Raw genomic sequence first — 19,323 nt, 5'->3', positions numbered from 1 at the left:
AGTCATTAGCAATGTGAAACAATCGTCTTTAAGGTGTGACTGGTCCAGAATTCAGCTTCAACCCTGGATCACACCGGAAGGACAGGCGCACGCGTGGGCAAGACCGATGATTCGACATCGCTGAAGAGCACCCCCTTGATCGAGGCCGAGCGCCAGGTCGAGAGCTTCCGGCAAGTACGCGAGGCGCACCGGATGGAGCTGGTGGAGGACTATGTCGAGCTGATTTCGGACCTGCTGGCCGACGGCGGCGAGGCCCGCCAGGTCGACATCGCCACCCGCCTGGGGGTGGCCCAGCCCACTGTGGCGAAGATGCTGCGGCGGCTGGCCCGCGACGGCTGGGTGGTGCAGCGGCCGTACCGTGGCGTGTTCCTGACCCCGGAAGGCGAGGCGCTGGCGCATGCCAGCCGCCAGCGCCACCAGACCGTGGAGCGTTTCCTGCTGGCGCTGGGCGTGGACGCCGATACCGCACGCCGCGATGCCGAGGGCATCGAGCATCACGTGAGCGAGCAGACGCTGGCGTTGTTCGAGGCGTTCGTACGCAAGGCCGAGGGCGGCTGAGCAGACCGCTGACGCCGCGCCACGCACGGCCTGCGGTTGGAAGTGCGGTGTGGGCGGGAGGTCGGGGTCAGGGCCCTTCCCTGTGGAAAGGGATCCGGCCCCGGCGGCCGATTGTCAGCCGCGGCGGAATGCGGCGGGCGTGCGGGCGCCGACGATGATCATGCGGATCATCGTGGAGATCTGTTCGATCAGCTCCGGGTCCTTCTCCGGCGGCAGGTCCATGGCGGTGGCCCCCATCGCGAACACCAGCCGGGTGATGGCCTTGGCCACCAGTTCGGGGGCATGCAGCACGGCACCGTCCAGCGCGGCCAGGCGCACCAGGTCGTGCTGCAGCTCTTCTTCGAAATAGTGCAGCTCGCGTTCGACCGCGTGCTTGAAGTCGTCCGAGCCGACCGCGCCTTCGCGCAGCAGCACGTGCAGCAGCTTGTCGTCGGCGCGCAGCTGCTCCATGAAGGTCTCCACCGAGACCCGCACCACGCTGGTGGCGGTGGAGGTGGCGCGCTGGCGGGCCTCGCCGATGATGGTGCGCAGCGAGCGGCCAGCGGCGTCGATCAGCGCCACGGCCAGTTCGTCCATGTCGCGGAACTGCCGGTAGAAGCTGTTCGGCGCGATGCCGGCCTCACGTGCCACTTCGCGCAGGCTGAGCGTGGACAGGCTGCGGTGCGGGCCGATCAGTTTCAGGGCGGCGGCCAGCAGGTCTTCGCGGCTCACCGTACGGCGGGCCGGGCTGTTGGCATCTTCATGCGTCGACAAGGCGGTGGCGGCGGCCATGGGGGTTCCGGTGGGGCGAGGCTGAATCATACCCAATCCGGTTGAATATACACGTGTATACACAGGTGTATGTGCGCCCGTATAGTTCGCCCATGAGCGCTGTCGTCCGTCCGTCCCTGTTTTCTCCATACCGCTGGGTCTCGCCGTCGCTGTTCGATTTCTGGGCGGGCCAGCTCAATCCCCTGTGGACCCTGCGCGAGCCAGTGGCCCGCCTGGTGCGGCGCGAGCCGGCCGGTGAGGGCGCGGCGACGCTGGTCCTGCGCACCAACCGGCACTGGGCCGGCATGCGCGCCGGCCAGCACGTCACCCTGGGCGTGGAGCTTGACGGGCGCCTGTGCCAGCGCAGCTACAGTCCCACCGTCCTGGGGCCGCGCGAGCTGGCGATCACCGTCAAGGCCGTCGATGGCGGTCGGGTCAGCCAGCATCTGGTCAAGCATGCGCAACCGGGCGAGCTGTTCCGGCTGGAGGCTGCGTTCGGTGAATTCCAGTTGCCGACGGCGGCGCCGGTGCTGCTGCTGGCTGCCGGCAGTGGCATCACGCCGATGCGCAGCCTGCTGCGCGAGGCCTGCCAGCGCCCGCTGGCCGCGCCCGTGGACCTGTTCTATTGGGAGCGCCGTGCCGCCCACCTGCAGTTCCGTGATGAGCTGCAGGCACTGGCCGCGCGCCAGCCGAACCTGCGCGTGCACCTGCTGACCACCCGCGAAGGCGATGTACCTGCCGCGCGCATTGATCGCCACGACCTGCAGGTAACCGGCGATGACACGCCGCTGGCGCAGCGCCATGTGCTGGCGTGCGGTCCGGACGGCTTCGTCGCCGCCGCGCGCCAACGCCTGGCGCACCAGGTGGCCGGTTTCCAGGCCGAGGCCTTTACCCCGCCAGCGCCGCTGCGTGACGCCAGCAGCGAGGGCGAGGTGTCGCTGACGCTGGCGCGCAGTGGCCGCCAGCTGAGCGTGCCGCGTGGCCGTTCGCTGCTGGAAAGCCTGGAAGCCCATGGCATCAAGCCCAAGCATGGCTGCCGCATGGGCATCTGCAATACCTGCAGTTGTGACCGCGTCAGTGGCGCCACGCGCCACCTGCGCACCGGCGACCTGCAGTCCGAATCGGCACAGCCGGTGCGGATCTGCGTGAGCGCACCGACCACCGACCTGACCCTGGATCTCTGAGGACGCCTGCCATGACCCGCGCTACCGACCGTGCCCTGAGTACTGCCGAGATGCATGCCTTCGGCGAGGAACTCGACGCGATCCGCGACCGTGTGATCGGCAGCCTCGGCGCCTCCGATACCCGCTACATCCGCCGCGTGGCTGCCGCCGTGCGCTGGTTCGGCGTGGGTGGCCGTGGCCTGCTGTTCCTGGCGGCGTTCTCGCCGCTGTTCTGGATGCCGCTGCTGTGGCCGGCCGCGATCACCGGCACACTGCTGCTGGCGCTGTCGAAGATCCTGGAGAACATGGAGCTGGGCCACAACGTGATGCACGGCCAGTTCGACTGGACCGGCGACCCCAAGCTCAACGGCAATACCTATGAGTGGGACATCGTGGCCACCGCCGACAACTGGCGCAAGACCCACAATTTCCGCCACCACACCTACACCAACGTGCGTGGCATGGACGATGACATCGGTTATGGCCTGCTGCGCATCTTCCCGGAGCAGCGCTGGAAGCCGTTCTACCTGCTGCAGCCGATCATCGCGCCGATCTTCGCACTGCTGTTCCAGTGGGGCGTGGCCGCGCAGGACCTGCGCCTGGGCCGCTGGTTCAAGGGCCGCATGAGCGCCCGTGCGATGTGGCTGCAGACGCGACCGGTGGCGCGCAAGATGCTGCGCCAGGTGCTGAAGGACTACGTGTTCTTCCCGCTGCTGGCCGGCCCGTTCTTCCTCACCGTGATGCTGGGCAACCTGGTGGCCAACGGCCTGCGCAACATCTGGACCTACGTGATCATCTTCTGCGGCCACTTCACCGCCGAATCGGAGACCTTCCCGAAGGAATGCCTGCGCAATGAGTCGCGCGGGCACTGGTACCTGCGCCAGCTGCGCGGTTCGTCCAACATCAGCGGCGGCTTCCTGATCAACGTACTGTCGGGCAACCTCAGCCACCAGATCGAGCACCACTTCTACCCGGACCTGCCAGCCAACCGCTACGCGGCCATCGCCAAGGAAGTGAAGGACATCTGCCGCCGCTACGGCCAGCACTACAACAACGGCTCGCTGCCGCGCCAGTTCGGCCAGGTGGTGTGGCGCATCCTGCGCCACGCGTTCCCGAGCAAGCCGCGCCGCCTGCCGATGGCCGACATCATGTCGGCACCGGCACCGGCATCGGCCAACGCGGGCTGATCGGCTCAGCCCGCGTTCGCCAGGTCCGCCTGCTCGCGGTCCAGGCGTCGCAGAAACACCTGCATTTCCCTGCGTGCCTGCTGGTCGCCCTTGCTGCCGGCCACGCGCAGCCCGCGCTGCCACGCTTCGCGCGCCGCCTGCGGCTGGCCGCTGGCCAACCACGCCTTGCCGAGCAGCTTCCACGCCGCCGAGTACTGCGGATCAAGCACCACGCAGTGACCCAGATGGGTGGCCGCGCGCACCGGATTGCCGGCATCCAGCCAGCCCTTGCCCAGCCCGAAGCGCAGCAGCGCGCCGTCCTTGCCGGCGGCGAGCATGCATTCCAATGCTTCGATGTCCATCAGCGGACCTCCACCATCAGTTCGGTCGGTCCCGGCTGGAAGCGGCCACGATGGAACAGCAGTGGCGCACCGCCGTTCTCGTGCACGTCGATGATGCGGCCGGCCAGCAGCAGGTGATCGCCCACCGGCCACTGTGCGTGGCGGGTACAGGTGAGATGGACCACGGCACCGGCGATGCGGGGTGGGGCGTCGTCGTCGTCATCCAGCAATGCCAGGCCGTCGAAGCGATTGCGGACTTGCGGATCGGCGAAGCGCCGGGCCAGCGCTTCCTGGTCGGCCGCCAGCACGCTGATCGCAAAGCGGCGGGCACGCTGGAAGGTGGACAGACTCTGTGCATGCAACGCCAGGTTCCACAGCACCAGGGGCGGTTGCAGCGAGACCGGTACGAACGAATTGATGGTCAGGCCGATGGGTTTGCCCTGCGCATCGCGCGTGCAGACGATGGCCACGCCGGTCGGAAAGTGACCGAGCAGCCGCCGCAGGGCGCGCGGCGGCATCTCGACCGACGGCACCGGGGCCGGGGCGGGGAACACCCCCGCCCACGGCCCGGCGTACGGCAGTGTCTCGCCGCTCATGAGGCCCTGGCCTGGCGGTAGCGCCGGCCGACCTCGGCCCAGTTGATGATGTTGAAGAACGCGCCGATGTAGTCCGGGCGACGGTTCTGGTAGTGCAGGTAGTAGGCGTGTTCCCAGACGTCCAGTGCGAGGATCGGGGTGTTGCCGGACAGGCCGACGGCTGCACCCATCAGCGGGCTGTCCTGGTTGGCGCTGCTTTCGACCTGCAGGCGGCCATCGCGATCGCTGGTCAGCCAGGCCCAGCCGCTGCCGAAGCGGGTCTGCGCGGCCTTGCTGAAGGCGTCCTTGAAGGCAGCGAAGCCACCAAGATCACGGTCGATGGCCGCGGCCAGTTCCTCATCGGGTGCACCACCGTGGGCGCTGAGCACGGTCCAGAACAGGCTGTGGTTGGCGTGGCCACCGCCGTTGTTGCGGACCGCGCCACGCTGCGGCTCGGGCACGGCGTCGAGGTTGGCGATCAGCACGTCGACCGGCTGCTCGGCGATGCCGGCCTGCTCGATGGCGGCATTGAGGTTGTTGACGTAGGTCTGGTGGTGCTTGCCGTGATGGATCTCCATCGTGCGCGCATCGAAATGCGGCTCAAGGGCGTCGTAGGCGTAGGAGAGCGGGGGAAGCGAGTACGACATCGAAACAATCTCCATGGGAAAGGCCAGGGGCTGGCCGCGCGGAGATCGTTATCGCACCTCAACAATGGTTGAGGTCAAGAGCAGAACCGATGGACATCGAGGCGTGGTAGTGCCGGCCGCTGGCCGGCAACCCGACTCGCCCCGATTGCCGGCCAGCGGCCGGCACTACCTTTAACTACTTCAACTCAGCCAATCCCTGCACCCACTGTCGGCCTGATCGCCGCATGCCTGCTGCATCCGCTGCTGCAACCGTGCCAGCGTCTCCGTGCCCTGGTGCTTGCCGCTCCAGGCCTTCAACTGCCCGGCCAGGCGCTCGAAGCGCTGGCGGGTGCGCTGGTGGTACCCCGATGGCTGCGCCTCCAGTTCGGCGATCAGCGAGGCGGTGGCCTGCTCGATGCGCGGTGCGTCGTCCGGTGCCAGCTTCAGCAGCCCTTCCACGTACAGCACGCCCCACTGCACGCGGGTGGCCGGGCCCTGTGCACCGTCGTAGGCGCGCTTCAACCACTCTAGTGCACCGGCGGTATCGCCGCGCTGTTCGGCCAGCTCGGCCAGTTCGGGCATGTAGTAGTACGGCTGCTCGCTGCGCTTCAGCTCGGCCAGCAACAGCGCCTCGGCGCCCGCGTCGTCGCCGACCTGGCGCAATGCGTACGCCGCGCTGCTGATCGTCGCCTGGCGTGCGTGCGCATCGGTGGCGGCCGCATCGGCAGCGGCCACCCGCTGCTTGACCCGCTCAACCAGCGCCGCGGGCAGTGCGCCCTTCGGCTGCTGCTGGCGGGCCAGCGATACTTCTGTCAGTGCGCGCGACAATGCGTCGTCGGCGCGGTCGCCGCGTTCGGCATCAGCGCGCTCCAGCGCGACCAGCAGCTGCTGCCCCAGCGTGTTGCTGGTGGCCGGGCCGGCGCTGGCCTGCTTGACCAGCGTCGCGCCCGCGTAGCCCAGCAGTTCGCGGTTACGACGGACTTCGGCAGGTTGCGCCAGCACGGCCTGCAGCAGCTCACGCACCTCGGTGGGCGAGCTGGCGGGCGTGTCGGCGGTGGCCAGGGCCAGCAGGGCGAAGCGGCGTTGCAGCGCCGCGTCGGGTGCGGCCTTGGACAGCTGGCGCAGCACGTCCTGGCTCTTGCGCTCGCCGGCCAGGCGGTTGGCGTCGACTTCCCAGCCGTAGTCGCCCAGCACCTGCCAGTCTTCGGCGGCCAGCTTGTCCGGCGTGGCCAGTGCCGTTGCCAGGGTGGCGGCGATGGCGCTGCGGCGCCCGGCCGCGACGGTCAGCGCACGGGTCAGTTCGGCCGCGTCGTTGCCGCCGGCCACGCGGGTCAGTTCATTGCGCTGCGGGTCCAGCACGATCAGGGTCGGATAGCCGCGCACCCCGAAGCGTTCGCCCCAGGCCTGCGCACCTTCCTCATCGCCATCCAGGTAAACCGGCACGAACTTGCCGGTCAGCGCGATGAAGGCCGGGTCCTTGAACAGGCCGGCCTTGAGCTGGTTGCACGGTGGGCACCAGACCGCGCCCCAGTACAGCAGCACCGGCTTGCCGCTGTCGGCGGCCTCGGCGAAGGCATCGTCCACATCGCCCTGGCGCCAGGCGATGGCGGACGCCGGCGCGGGCGCGGGCGCCTCGGCGGAGCTGGCGGTGGACACCGGGGCCGGGGTGCAGGCGCTCAGCGCCGAAGCCAGCAGCAACACGGAAAGCGCGACGCGCATCGGCGGCATCTCGAAGGGGGGACAGGCCATTGTAGGAATGGCCGGGGAGTGTGCTGATTCAGTTTGCTTATATCGGCCGTGCAGCGGGGCATGACACCCGCTGCCCTCAGGCGGCTGCCCGCCCCATCTGCTGGTACACCAGCCCGTTGAACTCGCCGACATCACCGTCCAGCTCGAAGCCATAGCGCAGGTAGGTAGGCACTGCGTTGAGCGAGGCGCGCACGGTCAGCAGCGGTGTGCGCAGGTGCGGCAGCACGGCTTCGAACAGGGCATGGCCGATGCCCTGGCCCTGGCAGCCGGGATCGACGAACAGCATCGCCAGGTGGCGGCCTTCCTTCAGCTCGACCACGCCGACGATGCGGTCGTCCTGCTCGGCCACCAGGATGTGGTTGTCGCCCTGCAGGCGGACAGCGAACGCGTCGGCGGCGGCGACACTGCCGAAGGTGGCGATGCCGGCCGCGCTGAGCGAAGGCGCGACCGCCGCAGTGAATGCGGCCAGGCATACCGCGCTGATCGCGGGCAGGTCATCAATGTGGGCGGGGCGGATCCTCGGCATGCAGCGTTCTTCCTGTGGTGCGTGGCGTGTCATCGTCGCCCGGTGCCTGCACGCTAAGCTGGTCGCATGAGTGAATTCAATGCCGCCTACGCTTCGTTGTTTCCGCAACAGGGATTGAGCCTGGGCCTGATGACGCCCGTTGCGGCGCACGGGCTGGCCGATCCGGGCGCGGCGCGGCGCATTGCGCGGCTGGCCGACGATCTTGGTTTTGCCGCGTTGTGGGCGCGCGATGTGCCGTTGATGGTGCCTCAGGGACCAGACGCGACAGCAAGTGCGCTGGACGATCCCTTCCTGTGGCTGGGCATGCTGGCCGCCGCGACCGGGCGCATCGTGGTCGGCAGCGCCGCCATCGTGCTGCCGTTGCGCCAGCCGTTGCAGGTGGCGAAGTCTGCACTGAGCCTGGACCGGATCAGTGACGGGCGGTTCGTGCTGGGCCTGGGTTCGGGCGACCGCCCGGAAGAGTTCGCCGCCTTCGGTGAGGACCTGGAGGGCAGGGCGGCGACGTTCCGTGATCGTTGGACCTTGTTGCGCGCGGCGCTGTCACCGGAGGCCGATGAGCGGACCGCCGTACTGCAGGCCACGGGTGGCTTCGACGTGCTGCCGGCGCCTGCCACGCGCATTCCGATGCTGGTGGTGGGCACGGCGCGGCAGAGCCTGCAGTGGATCGCGCGTGAGGCCGAGGGCTGGGCCACCTATCACCGCGAGGAAGCTGCGCAGGAGGGGCGGATCGGCCTGTGGCAGCAGGCGCTGATGCAGCGCGGTGGGCCAGGCAAGCCGTTCGTGCAGTCGATGCTGCTGGACCTGCAGGCCGATCCGCAGGCGCCCGCCGAGTCGCTGCCGCTGGGCCTGAAGGTCGGCCGCGATGGCCTGCGTGACTATCTGTTGCGCGTGCATGCGCAGGGCGTGGCGCACGTGATGTTCAACCTGGTCGACAACGGGAGGCCGATGGATGCGGTGCTGCGCGAGATCGGTGAGCACGTTCTGCCATACACGCTTCGGTAGGTGTCCACCTTGGTGGACACGCTCCAGCAGTCGAACACGGCTCGACTCCATATGCGGTTCGCATCTGCGTATCATTCGCATTTGATACCCCGATGCCGGAGCTTCGCGTCACCCCCCGTTCCCCCCTACACCCGAGCGGACGCCTGTTCGCCGCGGTCGCTTTCATCGAGGCCGTGACCTGGGCCGGCCTGCTCATCGGCATGTGGATCAAGTACGGCCCGATCGCCAACGTGGCACTGGTGAAACTGTTCGGACCCCTGCACGGCGTAGCGTTCCTGGTCTATGTGGCGGTGACCTTGTTTGCGGCGCTGCGCCTGCGCTGGCCGTGGTGGGCCAGTGCGTTGGCGCTGCTGGCAGCCATCCCGCCGCTGGTGACGCTGCCGCTGGAGTGGTGGTTCAAGCGCCGTGGCCTGCTGGACCTACGCTCCGGCCGCTGAAGCCCGCGTTGCACGCCCATTCAAGAGAATGGGTATCAAATGCAAATACGAGCCGTTATCATTTAAGGGTGGCATCCGGACCTGAGCAGGGCCGGTGCCGGGCGGGGCGCACGTGCGCCCGCCGATCCCTTCCTGTTACGGCTGGTGTTCCATGCACGCACGTCCCGTCGTTCCCGGCTTGCCGGCGCTGGTAGTGGCTGCCCTGATCGGCACCATGGCGATGATGTCCTTCGTCGCCGTGATCGGTCCGGTGGTCCGCCTACTCGGCTTGTCCGAGTGGCATGCCGGACTGTCGGTCACCGCCGCGGGCGTGTTGTGGATGCTGGCCGCGCGCCCCTGGGGCCAGCTCAGCGACCGCATCGGCCGCAAGCGCGTGCTGACACTGGCGATGAGCGCCTACACCGTGGTCTACATCGCGCTGGCGGTGTTCATCGATGTTGCCCTGCAGGCGGTGCCGCCGGTACTGGTATCGGTGCTGGTGCTGGTCGGTGCGCGAGGCCTGATCGGCCTGTTCTACGCGGCGGTGCCGCCTACCGCAGCGGCACTGATTGCCGACAAGGCACCGACCGGCCAACGTGCGAAATTCCTCGCCCGCCTGGGCAGCGCCAATGCACTGGGCATGGTGCTCGGCCCGGCCGCTGCCGGCTGGCTTGCCTATACCAACCTTTCGCTGGCGCTGTACGTGGCCGCGTTGCTGCCGTTGCTGGCACTGGCATTGCTGGCCTGGCGGCTGCCAGCGACGCCGCCGGTGGTAGGTGCTTCCCTGCAGCGCCGCGCGCCGATGAGCCGGCTCGACCCGCGCCTGCGCCTGCCGCAGCTGGCGGCGTTCATCGCCATGGTCTCGGTCACCATCGCGCAGGTCACCGTCGGCTTCTTCGCGATTGATCGGCTGGGCCTGGATGCGGCTGCGGGTGCACGCATGGCAGGCATTGCACTCACCGCCGTTGGCGTCGGCCTGATCCTGGCGCAGGCGCTGGTGATGAAGCTGGAGGTCCATCCACGCCGCTGGATCGTCCTCGGCGCGCTGATTTCCGGCATGGGCTTTGCTTCGGTGGCGGGCGTGCAGCAGGGCTGGCAGTTGCCGGCGGCCTATGCGCTGGCCGCGTTCGGCATGGGCTTCGTGTTCCCCTCGTTCCAGGCGCTGGCCGCCGACGCGGTGGAAGCGCATGAGCAGGGCGCTGCGGCAGGCACGGTCGCTGCCGCGCAGGGGCTGGGCATGGTGGCCGGGCCGATGCTCGGCACGCTGTTGTATCGCGGCGGGCCCAGCCTGCCATATCTGCTGGTCGGCGCGTTGCTGCTGTTGCTGTGCGCGCTGGCTGCAGTGCATCGGATGAAGGAGACCCCATGAACGATTCCCTGATCCAGGGCACGTGGCCGGAGGCTGCGCCCGCGCCGCAGGAAGGCACCGACGACGCGTCGCTGTTCCTGCTGCAGCACGCCGGCCAGCACGTGCACGCACGCGGTTGCCGCGCCACGCTGCCGGCCGGTGCACTGGCGACGCTCGCAGAGCGCGTTTCGGCTTTCTTCGCGCAGCAGCGTGGCGGCCCGGGCCTGCTGGTCGGTGCGGTGCCATTCGAACCGCGTGCCGACGACGCGCTGTACCAGCCCGAGCGCCTGCTGCCAGCCCTGCCGTTGCCGCCGCAGGCCGCGCCGGCGCTGGAGGGTGCCCTGCAGGCCGAGCCCGCGCCCGAGGCATACGCGGCGTTGGTGGCGGCTGCGGTGCAGGTACTGCGCGCGCCCGGACTGGACCTGCAGAAGGTGGTGCTGGCGCGCAGCCTGCTGGCACGCACGCGGCAGTCACTTTCCCCCGAGGTGCTGCTGGCACGCCTGGGCGCGGATCCTTCGGTGGCGACCTACGCGGTGCCGTTGCCGGTGGCGCCGGGGCAGGCGCCCGCCTGGCTGGTGGGCGCGACGCCGGAACTGCTGCTGCGCAAGCGTGGCGCCGAGCTGTTGTCGCACCCGCTGGCGGGCTCCGCGCGGCGCAGCACCGATGCCGCCGAGGACGAGCGGGCCGCGCAGGCGTTGCTGGCCTCGACCAAGGACCACGACGAGCACCGCCATGTGGTCGAGGCCATCGTCGACGGCCTGGCGCCGTACTGCAGCCACATCGATGCGCAGCCGCGCCCAGCGCTGCATGCCACCGCCAGCATGTGGCATCTGGGTACCCGCATCCATGCCACCCTGAAGGATCCGCAGACATCGGCGGCCGCGCTGCTGGCGCAGCTGCATCCCACGCCGGCCGTCTGCGGTACGCCGCGATTGGCGGCGCTGCAGCGCATCTGCGAACTGGAACCGGTACCGCGCGGCTTCTATGCCGGCGCCGTGGGCTGGTTGGACGCGCAGGGTGACGGCGACTGGTACGTGGCGATCCGCTGCGCGCGCCTGCAGGGCACGCAGCTGCGCCTGTTTGCCGGCGCCGGCATCGTCGCCGAGTCGCAACCCGAGGCCGAGGTGGCCGAAACCGCAGCGAAGTTCGCTGCCCTGTTGAACGCGCTGGGTGTCCATGCATCCGCGCCCACCAACGAGCCTGCCGCATGAGTACCTCCGCTGACTTTTCCCGCCTGCCACTGCAGCAGGTGTGGCCCGACGCGCTGGTGGCGCGCTATCGCGAAGCCGGTCACTGGCGTGGCGAGACGTTCCCGGCGTTCCTGCGCGAACGTGCAGAGCGCTATGCCGACGACATCGCGGTGGTCGCCGGTGATGTTCGCCTGAGCTACGCGCAGCTGTGGCACGAGGCCGGGCGCATCGGTGCCGGCCTGCTGGCGCTCGGCCTGCAGCCAGGCGAACGGGTGCTGGTGCAGCTGGGCAACACCGCAGGATTCATCAGCACGGTCTGCGGCCTGTTCCGGGCCGGCCTGGTGCCGGTGTACGCGCTGCCGGCGCACCGCATCACCGAGCTGGCGCACTTCGCCAACAAGGCCGAAGCCAGTGCCTACATCACCACGGCCCTGCACGATGGCTTCGATCATCGCGGGCTGGCGCGGGCACTACAGGCCCAGGTCCCGGCGGTGCGCAATGTGGTGATCGACGGCGATGCGGCGGAGTTCTTCGCGCTGGAGGCGCTGCAGGGTGACCGCAGCCAGCTGCCGCCCGATCCGGACCCGCAGTCGGTGGCGTTCCTGCAGATTTCCGGTGGTAGTACCGGGCTGTCCAAGCTGATTCCGCGTACCCACGACGACTACATCTACTCGTTTCGTGCCAGCAATGACCTCTGCGGCATCAACCGCGACAGCGTCTATCTGGTCGCGCTGCCGGCCGCGCACAATTTCCCGATGAGCTCGCCCGGCTTCTTCGGCGCGCTGTATGCCGGCGCCCGCGTGGTGCTCAGTCCCGGCCCCGGTCCGGATGCGGCCTTCCCGTTGATCGCCCGCGAGAAGGTGACCTGCTGTGGGCTGGTGCCGCCGCTGGCGTTGCTGTGGGCACAGGCCGCCGCCAGCAGCAGGCATGACCTGTCCAGTCTGCAGGTACTGCAGGTAGGCGGGGCCAAACTGGTCCCGGAAGCCGCACGCCGGGTGATCGACGGCCTTGGCTGCACGCTGCAGCAGGTGTTCGGCATGGCCGAAGGGCTGGTCAACTACACGCGGCTGGATGATCCGGAAGAACTGATCGTGGCCTGCCAGGGCCGGCCGATCAGCCCGGATGACGAAGTGCGCGTGGTCGATGACCATGACCAGCCGGTGGCCGAAGGCGAGGTGGGGCATCTGCTCACCCGTGGACCGTACACGATCCGTGGCTACCACAACGATGCGGTGGCCAATGCCCGCTCGTTCACCGACGACGGCTTCTATCGCACCGGCGACCGCGTGCAGCAGCTGCCCGGGGGCTACTTGGTGGTGCAGGGCCGCGCTGGTGACCACATCAACCGCGCGGGCGAGAAGATCTCCGCCGAAGAGATCGAAGACCACCTGTTGGCCCACCCCGGCGTGTTCGACGCCGCCGTGGTCTCCATTCCCGATGAGTACCTGGGCGAGCGCAGCTGTGCCTTCGTGATTCCGCAGGGCGAGCCATTCAAGGCGCCGGCGCTGAAGGCGTGGATGCGCGGGCGCGGTCTGGCTGCGTTCAAGGTGCCCGACCAGATCGTGTTCGTCGACAGTTTCAATACCACGGCGGTCGGCAAGATCAGCCGCCGCGAACTGCGCGCGCAACTGCGTGCGCGTCATCTGCAACAGACAGGAGGAACGCGCTGATGGCGCTGCCCCGTATCACCGACTATCCCTTGCCGACCGCCGCCGAACTACCGCAGGCGCGTGGCCCGTGGCGCCCGCAGCGCGATCGTGTGGCTTTGCTGGTGCACGACATGCAACGCTACTTCCTGGCGGCATTCGACGCCGGCAGCACGCCCTTGCGGCCGGCGGTGGACAACATCGTGCGCCTGCTGGCGCACTGCCGCGCGCAGGGCATTCCGGTGTTCTACACCGCCCAGCATGGCGACCAGGACCGGCGTGACCGTGGCCTGCAGGCCGACCTGTGGGGACCGGGCATGCGTCGCAGCGCCGACCATGAGCCGATCATCGAGGCGCTGGCGCCGCAGCCGGGCGAGCATGTGCTGGTCAAGCATCGCTATAGCGCCTTCCAGCGCAGCAACCTGGAGACGCTGATGCGGGTACGTGGGCGTGACCAGCTGCTGGTGACCGGCGTGTACGCCCATATCGGCTGTACCGCGACCGTGGTCGAGGCCTTCCAGCGTGACATCGAGGCCTTCATCGCCGCCGATGCGGTGGCGGACTTCTCGCGCGCCGACCACGATCAGGCGCTGCACTGGATCGCGCGCACCTGCGGTGTGCCGATGACCACCGATCAGCTGCTGGAGGTGCTGTGATGACGGCCACCGGTGAGGTGCTGGATCTGGAGCGGATGCGCGCCGACGTCGCGCGCGTGCTGGAGTGCACGCCGGCCGAGATCGGTGACGACGACAACCTGATCGACCTGGACCTCGACTCGATGCGCATGCTCGGCCTGGTCCTGGCCTGGGGCAACACCGGCCTGCCGCTGGAATTCTCGCAGTTGGCCGAGCACACCACGCTGCGCCAGTGGTGGGGCGTGGTGCAGCACCTGCAGGCCGCGCAGCACGCATGAACGCCGTCGCGCTGGCCACGCCGGTGGCGCTGACCGAGGCCCAGGCCGGACTGTGGTTCGCACAGCGGCTGGCACCGGGCAATCCGTCGTTCAATACCGCGCACGCGGTGTGGATCGACGGCCCGCTCGACGTGGCCGCATTCGTTGCAGCGGCAGACCAGGCTGCCGTCGAGGCCCAGGCCTTCGCGCTGCGCTTTGCCGAGGGCGCCGATGGCCAGCCGCTGCAGTGGCATGATCCGGCACACGTGCCGTTGCTTTCGGTGCGCGATGTGTCCACCGAGGCGGATCCCGCCGCTGCGGCACGCAACCTGATGCACGCCGACCGGCTGAGCCCGGTCGATCCCACCCGGGACCGGATCAGCCAGCAGGTACTGTTCGATCTGGGTGGCCTGCGCTGGGTCTGGTACCTGCGCGTGCATCATCTGGCGGCCGATGGTTACGGCATGGCGCTGTTTACTGATCGGGTGTGCGCGTTGTACGCCGGTCGCACGGGTGAACCGCTGCCGGGGCTGGCGGGCGTGCTGGCCGATGATGCCGCGTATCGCGCCGACCCGCGCCGCGCGCAGGCCGGGCAGTGGTGGCGTGCGCACATGCAGGGCGCACCGGCAGGCGTAGGCCTGGCCGGCACGCTCGCGGCCAGTGATGACGCGCTGCGCTGGGTGCAGCCGCTCGATGCGGCCTTCCGTGAGCCGTTGCTGCAGGCGTCGGCACGTTGGCTGCAGCCCTGGCCGGATGTCCTGGCCGCGCTGGCGGCCGAGTACCTGCGGCGGATGAGCGCTGCCGATGAAGTGGTGCTGGGCGTGCCGTACATGGCGCGGCTCGGCAACGCGTCGGCGCGGGTGCCGGCGATGGTGATGAACGTGTTGCCGCTGCGCGTAGCGGCCGGCGAGGGCAGCGTCGAGGCCTTCACCCGCGGCCTGGGCCGGCAGCTCAGCCAGGGTCGCAAGCACGGCCGTTACCGCGGTGAGCAGCTGCGCCGGGACCTGGGCCTGGTCGGCGCGCAGCAGCGCCTGCACGGTCCGTTGGTGAATGTGCAGCCGTTCTACAAGCCGCTGGCGCTGACCGGCGTGCAGGCGACGCTGGAGGTGCTGTGCACCGGGCCGGTGGATGACCTGACGCTGGGTTTCCGTGGCGATGGCCAGCACCTTCTCGATCTGGAGATCGAGGCCAATCCCGCGCTGTACAGCCGTGAGGAGGTCGAGGCGCACGCGGCGCGGCTGCTGCATTTCGTGTCGGCGGCATTGCAGGCTGACGATATCGCCGCCGTGCCCCTGGCGACGCCCGCGGAGGCGCTGCAGCTGCTGCAGGGTTTCAATGCCACTGCGCACGCGCTGCCGGAGACCACCCTGGTCGAGCTGCTGCAACAGGGCATGGACCGCGACCCGCACGCGCCGGCGCTGGTGTTCGGCGATACGACGCTGGATTACGCGACGCTGGAAGCGCGCAGTTTCGCGCTGGCGGCACAGCTGCGGGCAATGGATGTCGGCCCGGACAGCGTGGTGGCGGTGGCATTGCCGCGCTCGCTGGAGCTGGTGATCGCGCTGGTCGCGGTGCTGCGTGCAGGCGCGGCCTATCTTCCGCTGGACCTTGCCCATCCCGACGAGCGGCTGGGGCGTATTCTTGCGTCGGCACAGCCGGTGTGTGTACTGGCTGCGGCGGACGTAGCGACGCGCGTGGCCGGCGTGCCAGTGCTGGCGCCGGAGCAGTGGACCGCGCTGAGCTTCGCCGCGCCGTGGGCCGATCCGGCGCCCAGCGATGCGGCCTATGTGATCTACACCTCCGGTTCGACCGGCGAGCCCAAGGGCGTGGTCGTCGAACACCGCGCCATCGTCAACCGCCTGCTGTGGATGCGCGAGCACTACGGCATCGGCGCCGATGACCGCGTGCTGCAGAAGACCCCGGCGACCTTCGATGTCTCGGTCTGGGAGTTCTTCCTGCCGTTGCTGTGCGGGGCCACGCTGGTGGTTGCCGGGCCCGATGCGCACCGCGATCCCACTGAACTGGCACGCTTGATCCGTGGCCATGGCATCACCACGGCGCATTTCGTGCCGTCGATGCTCGACGCTTTCCTCGCTGCGCCCGCTTCGGCAGGGCTGCAGCTGCGCCGGGTATTCACCAGTGGCGAGGCGCTGGACGCTGCGTTGCGCGACCGCTTCCATGCGCGCGTGCACGCTGAACTGCACAACCTGTATGGCCCGACCGAGGCCGCAGTGGATGTCAGCTACTGGCCGGCGTCGGCGCAGGATCGCTCGCGGCCGGTGCCGATCGGGTTCCCGGTCTGGAACACCCGCCTGTACGTGCTGGATGCCCGGATGCAGCCGGTGCCGGTCGGTGTGGCCGGTGACCTTTACCTGGGCGGCGTGCAGTTGGCACGCGGCTATCTTGGTCGCGCCGATCTTACCGCCGAGCGCTTCCTTGAAGATCCTTTCCTGGCGGGCGAGCGCATCTACCGCACCGGCGACGTCGCGCGCTGGCGCCACGATGGCGCGGTCGAGTACCTGGGCCGCAGCGACCACCAGGTGAAGCTGCGTGGCCTGCGCATCGAGCTGGGCGAGATCGAGGCGGCACTGCGCGAACTGCCGGGCATGGAGCGGGTAGAAGTGCTGCTGCGCGAGGATGCGCCCGGCGACGCACGCCTGGTGGCCTATGTGCCCGAGGCGCTTGCCGACGCGGTAGTGCTGCGCAGCCATCTGGCCACGCGCGTGCCGGATTACATGGTGCCCTCGGCGTTTGTCGGCGTGGATCACTGGCCGGTGACCGCCAACGGCAAGCTCGACCGCAACGCGTTGCCGAAGCCCCCGCAGCATGAAGTCGCTGGACTGGCACCACGCACACCGTTGGAACAGGAACTGGCGTTGCTGTTTGCCCAGGCACTGGGGCGTGAAGCGCCGGTGGCGGTGGATGCGGATTTCTTCAGTCTCGGCGGTGACTCGCTGTCGGCGGTGCACCTGCTGCTGGCGATCGAGCAGCGCTGGCGCTGCGACCTGGGCCTGGGCGCCTTGTTCGCGCAGCCCACCGTGGCCGCGTTGGCGGTTCGCATTGCCGAGCCGCCCGCGCTGGCCGATCACGCACTGGGGCCGGTGATCGCGCTGGCCGCGACCGACGCTGCCGGACCCACGCCGCTGTTCGTGCTGCACCCGGCCGGTGGCATCGCCTGGAACTACCGCAGCCTGGCCCGGGCACTGCAACCCGCCCGCCCGGTGTATGGCCTGCAGTCGCCGGCACTGGACGCGCGGCTGCCACTGCCGAGCAGCATCGAGGCGATGGCCAACGACTACGTACAGCGCGTGGTCGCACTGCAGCCGAAGGGGCCGGTGCATCTACTGGGCTGGTCGGTGGGCGGCATCCTCGCCCAGGCGATGGCGGTGCGCCTGCATGAGATCGGCCGCGACGTCGGCGAACTGGTGCTGCTGGATGCCTATCCCAGCGAGTGCTGGCGGGCCGAGCCGGAACCGGATGCCATCGCCGCACTGCGGGCACTGCTCGCGATCGCCGGCCACGATCCGGATGCGCATCCGGAACTGGACAGCCGTGAACGCATTCTCGCGTTCCTTCGACGCGGCGGTAGTGCACTGGGCAGCCTGCCGGATGTGGTGCTCGATGGCGTGGTGCGCGCGGTGACCGGTACCAATCGGCTGATCCGCGAACACATCCACCAACCGTTCGACGGCACGCTGGTGCACGTCCGCGCGGGCCGGGATCACCAGGCGCGGCCACAGCTGCAGTCGGCGCTGTGGCGGACGCACGCACGCAAGGTGCAGGCGCTGGAACTGCCGTTCCTGCATGCCGAGCTGACCGGCCGCGACGCGGTGGCGCAGCTGGCCCCGTGGTTGTCGGCGCGGTTGCGCCACTGGGACGAGCAACAGGAGACCGCAACATGCAATTGACCGGTTTTGAAGGTCGCGTGGCACTGGTGACCGGTGCCGCCGGGGGCATCGGCGAGGCACTGGTACGGCTGTTGGTCGAGGCCGGTTGCATCGTGGTGGCGACTGATCGCGAGGCGCCGCGCGTGGCCGATAGCCGGGTGACGTCGCTCGCACTTGATGTAACCAACAGCGCCGCAGTGGACGCCTTGGTGGATCAGGTCGAGTCCAGCATCGGGCCGATCATGCTGGCCGCCAGCGTGGCCGGCGTGCTGCACGTGGGCCGCGTCGCCGAGACCGGCGACGCCGACTGGCGCCGGGTGTTCGCGGTCAACGCCGATGGCGTGTTCCACGTAGGGCGTGCCTTGGCGCGGGTGATGTCGCCGCGCCGGCGGGGCGCGATCGTTACCGTCAGCTCGAATGCAGCCGGCGTGCCGCGGCACGGCATGGCCGCCTATGCGGCATCCAAGGCCGCCGCCACCATGTTCACCCGCTGCCTCGGGCTGGAACTGGCGCCGCTGGGCATCCGCTGCAACATCGTCGCCCCGGGCTCGACGTTGACCCCGATGCAGACCGGCATGTGGCAGGACGAGCACGGTGCCGAGCGGGTGATCGCCGGCAGCCCGGAGATCTACAAGGCCGGCATCCCACTGCGCAAACTCGCCACCCCGGAGGATATCGCCCATTCGGTGATGTTCCTGCTCTCCGAGCAAGCCGGGCACGTGGCGATGAGCGATCTGTACGTGGACGGCGGCGCCACCCTGCGCGGCTGAGGTCCGGTAGTGCCGGCCGCTGGCCGGCAACCCATGGCCCCGGTAGTGCCGGCCGCTGGCCGGCAACCCACAGCCCCGGTAGTGCCGGCCGCTGGCCGGCAACCTCATTCAACTTCAGACATCTCCCAACCCCCATTGAGGCTTGGCCTGACAGCCAACGCCCAATGATCGACCCACCATGGCGCATGAGCAGCCATCGCCTCCGCCTGGGCCGTCACTCGATCATCGGCCAGGCCTATGTCCTGACAACCACGACCCACCAGCGCCGCCGGCTCTTTGAAAGCGAAGCTGCAGCAGCATGTGTAGTCGACCAGTTCCATTACATCGAACAGCGCGGGCTCGTACGGTCACACGCATGGGTTGTCATGCCGGATCACGTCCACTGGATGTTCGAGCTGCGTGCAGCTCACCTTCCAGACGTCGCGCGCCGGATGAAATCGTCGAGCGCACTTGCCCTGAATCGCCTGGCGGGCCGTCGAAGTACGGTGTGGCAGCCCGGCTACTTCGATCATGCAGTAAGGACCGAAGAGTCGCTGGCGCGGCAGGCGCTGTACATTCTGGGGAATCCGGTGCGCGCCGGTCTTGCTGGGCAGATTGGCGAGTATCCGTATGCGTGGTCGGCCTAGATGTGATGCCGGCCAGCGGCCGGCACTACCACAGCGAAACCGAAGCGCCGCGCAGATCGCGTTCCGGCGCACAGAGTACCCGCGATGGTAGT

Annotated in this window: 19 protein-coding genes; 13 read left to right on the top strand and 6 right to left on the bottom strand. The window is 69.0% G+C overall.

From position 1 onward, the window contains the following. Positions 1-93 precede the first annotated feature (93 nt). Entirely contained in the window at positions 94-558 is a 465-nt protein-coding gene (gene mntR, locus BLS66_RS05310; protein ID WP_049465391.1) for a manganese-binding transcriptional regulator MntR, read from the top strand. A gap of 114 nt (positions 559-672) precedes the next feature. Here the strand turns inward: mntR and fabR are convergent, their stop codons facing one another. After that, positions 673-1,329, bottom strand: a complete 657-nt coding sequence (gene fabR, locus BLS66_RS05305) for an HTH-type transcriptional repressor FabR (protein WP_049465393.1) — start codon at positions 1,327-1,329, stop codon at positions 673-675. A 92-nt stretch (positions 1,330-1,421) separates the two neighbouring features. Here fabR and BLS66_RS05300 point away from each other — a divergent pair, with 92 nt between their 5' ends. Then, positions 1,422-2,492 carry a ferredoxin reductase gene (locus BLS66_RS05300; RefSeq protein WP_074725336.1) on the top strand — a complete coding sequence of 357 codons (1,071 nt, stop codon included), beginning with the start codon at positions 1,422-1,424 and terminating at the stop codon, positions 2,490-2,492. A gap of 11 nt (positions 2,493-2,503) precedes the next feature. After that, on the top strand, positions 2,504-3,658 hold the full coding sequence (locus BLS66_RS05295; protein WP_049465397.1) for a fatty acid desaturase family protein: 1,155 nt from the start codon (positions 2,504-2,506) through the stop codon (positions 3,656-3,658). Positions 3,659-3,663: 5 nt separating this feature from the next. Here BLS66_RS05295 and BLS66_RS05290 read toward each other — a convergent pair whose 3' ends face one another. From BLS66_RS05290 to BLS66_RS05270, 5 genes are all read right to left on the bottom strand, one after another. Beyond that, complete coding sequence (locus BLS66_RS05290) at positions 3,664-3,999, bottom strand: tetratricopeptide repeat protein (RefSeq protein WP_074725335.1); 336 nt, start codon at positions 3,997-3,999, stop codon at positions 3,664-3,666. Beyond that, positions 3,999-4,574, bottom strand: coding sequence for a flavin reductase family protein (locus BLS66_RS05285; RefSeq protein ID WP_074725334.1), 576 nt, complete (start codon positions 4,572-4,574; stop codon positions 3,999-4,001). The genes BLS66_RS05290 and BLS66_RS05285 overlap by 1 nt, the downstream gene beginning before the upstream one ends. Further along, complete coding sequence (locus tag BLS66_RS05280) at positions 4,571-5,200, bottom strand: superoxide dismutase (RefSeq protein WP_074725333.1); 630 nt, start codon at positions 5,198-5,200, stop codon at positions 4,571-4,573. Before BLS66_RS05280 ends, BLS66_RS05285 begins: the two co-directional genes overlap by 4 nt. Before the next feature lie 180 nt (positions 5,201-5,380). Further along, on the bottom strand, positions 5,381-6,907 hold the full coding sequence (locus BLS66_RS05275) for a thioredoxin family protein (RefSeq protein WP_074725435.1): 1,527 nt from the start codon (positions 6,905-6,907) through the stop codon (positions 5,381-5,383). Positions 6,908-7,004: 97 nt separating this feature from the next. Beyond that, positions 7,005-7,454, bottom strand: a complete 450-nt coding sequence (locus BLS66_RS05270; RefSeq protein WP_074725332.1) for a GNAT family N-acetyltransferase — start codon at positions 7,452-7,454, stop codon at positions 7,005-7,007. A 66-nt stretch (positions 7,455-7,520) separates the two neighbouring features. On the opposite strand from BLS66_RS05270, the gene BLS66_RS05265 reads away from it, so the two are divergent. The 10 genes from BLS66_RS05265 to BLS66_RS05220 all read left to right on the top strand — a co-directional run bounded on the left by BLS66_RS05265 (position 7,521) and on the right by BLS66_RS05220 (position 19,231). After that, complete coding sequence (locus tag BLS66_RS05265; RefSeq protein ID WP_074725331.1) at positions 7,521-8,456, top strand: TIGR03571 family LLM class oxidoreductase; 936 nt, start codon at positions 7,521-7,523, stop codon at positions 8,454-8,456. A gap of 92 nt (positions 8,457-8,548) precedes the next feature. After that, positions 8,549-8,893 (top strand): DUF3817 domain-containing protein, encoded by a 345-nt coding sequence (locus BLS66_RS05260; RefSeq protein WP_074725330.1) that lies wholly within the window; start codon positions 8,549-8,551, stop codon positions 8,891-8,893. 151 nt (positions 8,894-9,044) lie between these two features. Then, positions 9,045-10,241 carry an MFS transporter gene (locus BLS66_RS05255; protein ID WP_074725329.1) on the top strand — a complete coding sequence of 399 codons (1,197 nt, stop codon included), beginning with the start codon at positions 9,045-9,047 and terminating at the stop codon, positions 10,239-10,241. Continuing rightward, positions 10,238-11,431, top strand: a complete 1,194-nt coding sequence (locus BLS66_RS05250) for an isochorismate synthase (RefSeq protein ID WP_074725328.1) — start codon at positions 10,238-10,240, stop codon at positions 11,429-11,431. Before BLS66_RS05255 ends, BLS66_RS05250 begins: the two co-directional genes overlap by 4 nt. Beyond that, positions 11,428-13,080: a (2,3-dihydroxybenzoyl)adenylate synthase gene (locus BLS66_RS05245; RefSeq protein ID WP_074725327.1), complete on the top strand. Its 1,653-nt coding sequence runs from the start codon at positions 11,428-11,430 to the stop codon at positions 13,078-13,080. Before BLS66_RS05250 ends, BLS66_RS05245 begins: the two co-directional genes overlap by 4 nt. After that, a complete protein-coding gene (locus BLS66_RS05240; RefSeq protein ID WP_049465418.1) occupies positions 13,080-13,712 on the top strand; it encodes an isochorismatase family protein in 633 nt (210 codons plus the stop codon). The genes BLS66_RS05245 and BLS66_RS05240 overlap by 1 nt, the downstream gene beginning before the upstream one ends. Then, the gene (locus BLS66_RS05235) at positions 13,712-13,969 is read left to right on the top strand and encodes a phosphopantetheine-binding protein (protein ID WP_049465419.1); all 258 of its coding nucleotides are present in this window, start codon (positions 13,712-13,714) and stop codon (positions 13,967-13,969) included. Before BLS66_RS05240 ends, BLS66_RS05235 begins: the two co-directional genes overlap by 1 nt. Next, a complete protein-coding gene (locus BLS66_RS05230) occupies positions 13,966-17,856 on the top strand; it encodes an enterobactin synthase subunit F (RefSeq protein ID WP_074725326.1) in 3,891 nt (1,296 codons plus the stop codon). The genes BLS66_RS05235 and BLS66_RS05230 overlap by 4 nt, the downstream gene beginning before the upstream one ends. Next, a complete protein-coding gene (locus BLS66_RS05225; protein WP_074725325.1) occupies positions 17,847-18,605 on the top strand; it encodes a 2,3-dihydro-2,3-dihydroxybenzoate dehydrogenase in 759 nt (252 codons plus the stop codon). Before BLS66_RS05230 ends, BLS66_RS05225 begins: the two co-directional genes overlap by 10 nt. 185 nt (positions 18,606-18,790) lie before the next feature. After that, positions 18,791-19,231, top strand: a complete 441-nt coding sequence (locus BLS66_RS05220) for an REP-associated tyrosine transposase (RefSeq protein WP_074725324.1) — start codon at positions 18,791-18,793, stop codon at positions 19,229-19,231. The last annotated feature ends 92 nt before the right edge of the window (positions 19,232-19,323 follow it).

The sequence above is a fragment of the Stenotrophomonas pavanii genome, assembly GCF_900101175.1.
Taxonomy (GTDB): domain Bacteria; phylum Pseudomonadota; class Gammaproteobacteria; order Xanthomonadales; family Xanthomonadaceae; genus Stenotrophomonas; species Stenotrophomonas pavanii.
Note: the sequence above shows the minus strand (reverse complement) of the source record. Positions and strands in the feature narration are given on the sequence as shown.